Below are 3,618 nucleotides of genomic sequence, written 5' to 3'. Positions count from 1 at the left end.
GAACGCTTCCTTCGTACTCACCCGAGAGACTCACTCTCGCGGCTTTCCTCCGGGCGCTTCCCTCCGGTCTTGCGTTTCCGACTCTATCAGATCCGTTTTCCGATCCGATTCCCTGTCGATGGGATTCCGCTTTCCAGGTTCCCGCTTTCGCGTTTCCCTTTCCGGCGGCTCCAACTTTATCAGAAGTTTTGGGCCGGACTGACCGGCGCTCGTTTCTGAATCATCGGAAGGGGCTTCTTCGGGATCAACATCCCGAGAAGCAGACAGACACTCACCGTTGCCAGCAGTACACGTCCGTTCTAGGCAACTGTGTAAATCTACCTCCTCACCTGCTCCGTGTCAACGGCTCCGGTGGGGCGAAGAGGAGACTAACAGCTCCACGGGGGTGCCCGCACATCAAGGGCTACCAAGGAGTAACCACAACGGCGATCAGGCCGCTGTGGGGACAGCGGCGCTGCGCTCGTGTTCCTCGACGTCGCCCGTGTCGCCGGCGCGTACGGCGCGGCTGCCGAGGACGTAGACGTACGCGAGGAAGGCCAGCTCCGCGGCGATGCCGATGGCTATGCGAGCCCAGGTGGGCAGGCCGGACGGGGTGACGAAGCCTTCGATGACGCCGGAGACGAAGAGGACCAGGGCCAGGCCCATCGCCATGCCCAGGGCGGCTCGACCCTCCTCGGCGAGGGCCGAGCGGCGGGTGCGTGGGCCGGGGTCGATGAGCGTCCAGCCGAGGCGCAGGCCCGTCCCGGCCGCTACGAAGACAGCGGTCAGTTCCAGGAGGCCGTGCGGGAGGATCAGCCCCAGAAAGACGTCGAGACGGCCGGCCGACGACATGAGGCCGATGCCCACGCCCAGGTTGAGCATGTTCAGGAGGAGGATCCAGAGGACCGGGAGGCCCAGGAAAATGCCCAGGACCAGGCACATCGCGGCCGCCTGGGCGTTGTTGGTCCACACCTGGGCGGCGAATGAGGCTGCGGGGTGGCTGGAGTAGTACGTCTCGTACTGGCCGCCGGGGCGGGTGAGCTCGCGCAGTTCGTCGGGGGCCGCGATCGAGGCCTGGATCTCCGGGTGCGTGCCGATCCACCACCCCAGGAGTGCGGCCACGAGGGTCGAGAGAAGGGCGGTGGGTACCCACCAGTGGCGTGAGCGGTAGACCGCGGCGGGGAAGCCGTACGCAAGGAAGCGTGTCACGTCGCGCCAGGAGGCGCGGCGGGTTCCTGCCACGGCGCTACGCGCGCGTGCCACGAGTTGGCTGAGGCGGCCGGTGAGCTGGGGATCCGGGGCGCTGGACTGGATCAGCGACAGGTGGGTGGCTGTGCGTTGGTAGAGCGCGACGAGTTCGTCGACCTCCGTGCCGTTGAGGCGCCGCTGGCGGCGGAGCAGGGCGTCGAGGCGGTCCCACTCGGCGCGATGGGCGGACACGAAGACGTCGAGGTCCATCTGGTTTGCTGCTCCTCGTCCTGTCGTACTGCGTGTCAGCTTGTCGTACTGCGGCGCGATGTGCCCTCAGCTTGGCAGACTGGCCGTTCACGGGGCAGGTCAGGGGAAGGAACACGAAGTGAGTGAGCTAGTGACGGGCGAGGCGGTGGCGCTGGAGCTGCGCCCCGCGAAGCTGCCGAGCCGGGCGCTGGCCGTGCTGCTCGATCTGATCGTGGCCGTGGTTGCCTACATCGCCGTAAGCATGGTCCTGGTCATCTCGACGGCCTCCCTGGACGAGGCGGCGCAGACGGCGATATCGATCGCGAGCTTTCTGCTTCTGCTGGTGGGCGGGCCGATCGCGGTGGAGACGCTCAGTCATGGGCGCTCGCTGGGGAAGGCGGCGCTCGGACTACGGGTGGTGCGGGACGACGGGGGGCCGATCCGGTTCCGGCACGCACTGGTACGGGGCGCGGTCGGAGTGGTCGAGATTCTGATGACGCTCGGGGTGATCGCGTGTATCGCCTCGCTCGTGTCGGCGCGGGGTCGGCGGCTCGGTGATGTGTTCGCGGGGACGCTCGTCGTACGGGAACGGGTGCCGGCCGGGCATGCGGCCTTTCTGCCTCCGCCTCCGCCCTGGCTCGCCGGGCGGTTCTCGGGGCTCGACCTGTCCGCGGTTCCGGACGGGCTGTGGCTGGCCATCCGGCAGTACCTGACGCGGATGCGGCAGTTGGATCCGCAGGTCGGCCAGGCGATGGCGGAACGTCTCGCCACCGATCTCGTGGCGCATACGGGGGCTCCGGCGCCGCAGGGGGTTCCGGCGGCCGCGTTTCTGGCGGCCGTGGTCCACGAGCGGCAGGCGCGGGAGGCTCGGCGGGCGTTCGGGGGTTGGGCCGCAGCGCCGAATGGCGACCCGGCTGCCGCTGCGGGCGGCGCGCCCATGACCGGAGTTCCGGCAAGGGGCCAGGCGGTTCCGCCTCCGGATCGGAGTGGAGCGGCGGTTCCACCGGCTCCGGCGACACCGTCGTACGCACCGCCCTCGGAGGCTGCGGCGCAGGCACCGGCCGCGGGTCAGCCTGGAGCACAAGCGCCCGCGCCTCGGGTCGCTCCGCCGGAGGACCAGCGGGACGAGCGCCCCACGACCGGATTCGCGCCGCCCGCTTAATACGTCATACCTCCATCCCTGTACGTCCATCCCCTGCCGAACCGCCGCTGGACCAGCCCTGCGGCGGTTTGTCGTGCTCCCCCGCCCGTCGCACCCGAACCCGTCAGCCGAACACGGACGGGGGCGATTCCAGTTGCTCCAGCTCGATGCCGGGCGCCGCGAGGACCACGTCGCCGGAGATGTGCACGGTGTGCTGCTCGCCCGTGTCCAGGGCTGTGACCTGGTATTCCTCCACGCTCAGAGGGCCGTTGTCAGTGGCGTGTGCTTCTCTTGCGAGCAAGGCCCAGGACTGGTCCACGGTGCGCGGGGCGAGGACCGGGTCGGTGAAGGCGACGAGGCGTACGCGGGTCGCGGACGCGGAGGGGGTGAGGCGCAGGAGACGGGCGGTGGCGATGAGGAACGCCGGGGAGGTGCCGGTGAAGGCGTGAGCGCGGACATTGCCTTCGGTGGCATGGGTGCCGGTGGGGTCGGTGCGGACCCAGGTGACGCCGTCGAGGGCGGCGCCGCGGACCTGCCAGCTCGCGGCGTGGAGTTCGAGGCGGATGGGGCGGCCGAGTTCGTCAAGGGTGAGGTCGACGGAGCCGGCGTGGTCGCCGGAAGGGGTGGTCAGTTGGGAGACGTAGCGCCAGCCGGAAGGGCCGGGCGCGCACTGGAAGTGTTCTTCGGCAAGGAGGGTGTGATCGTGCGGGTCGTGAAGCGAATATCGGCCGCGGGGCATGGGGGTCCTGGGTCTTGACGGGCTGGTCCGGCCGACGGGCGGGCCATGGGCCGAACAGGCAGGCCCCCGGCACGGGGGTGCGGGGGCCTGCCTGGGAGCTGCTGCGAGAGTGCGTCAGCGCACCGACGTGCTCAGCACGTACCGCGCCACGGGCGCGCGTGTGCCGGGCCGGAACCGACAGGTACCGGTCGCTCCGACCGGCTTGCGCACCCTGGCGTCGTACGTGATCAGTAGCGGTAGTGGTCGGGCTTGTACGGGCCCTCGACGTCGACGCCGATGTACGCGGCCTGCTCGGGGCGGAGCTCGGTGAGCTTCACCCCGA

At 69.8% G+C, this 3,618-nt stretch carries 4 protein-coding genes; 1 reads left to right on the top strand and 3 read right to left on the bottom strand.

What is annotated here, in order from left to right; translation table 11 throughout:
- Positions 1–429 precede the first annotated feature (429 nt).
- A complete protein-coding gene (locus ACWD3C_RS48095; RefSeq protein ID WP_451155092.1) occupies positions 430–1,437 on the bottom strand; it encodes a stage II sporulation protein M in 1,008 nt (335 codons plus the stop codon).
- Between the two features lie 118 nt (positions 1,438–1,555).
- On the opposite strand from ACWD3C_RS48095, the gene ACWD3C_RS48090 reads away from it, so the two are divergent.
- On the top strand, positions 1,556–2,578 hold the full coding sequence (locus ACWD3C_RS48090; RefSeq protein WP_451155091.1) for an RDD family protein: 1,023 nt from the start codon (positions 1,556–1,558) through the stop codon (positions 2,576–2,578).
- A gap of 103 nt (positions 2,579–2,681) precedes the next feature.
- Here the strand turns inward: ACWD3C_RS48090 and ACWD3C_RS48085 are convergent, their stop codons facing one another.
- Complete coding sequence (locus ACWD3C_RS48085) at positions 2,682–3,296, bottom strand: hypothetical protein (protein ID WP_451155089.1); 615 nt, start codon at positions 3,294–3,296, stop codon at positions 2,682–2,684.
- 227 nt (positions 3,297–3,523) lie between these two features.
- Positions 3,524–3,618 (bottom strand): adenosylhomocysteinase (locus ACWD3C_RS48080; protein ID WP_451155094.1); only part of this gene is annotated, 95 nt, incomplete at its 5' end.

The organism is Streptomyces sp. NPDC002845, from assembly GCF_053591955.1.
The sequence above is the reverse complement of the archived record's forward strand: the minus strand, read 5'-3'. Positions and strand labels throughout refer to the sequence as shown.

Bases quoted from the DNA above. Each gene is read 5' to 3' on its own strand.
- ACWD3C_RS48095 (WP_451155092.1), bottom strand. From the start codon at position 1,437: ATGGACCTCGACGTCTTCGTGTCCGCCCATCGCGCCGAGTGGGACCGC.
- ACWD3C_RS48085 (WP_451155089.1), bottom strand. From the start codon at position 3,296: ATGCCCCGCGGCCGATATTCGCTTCACGACCCGCACGATCACACCCTC.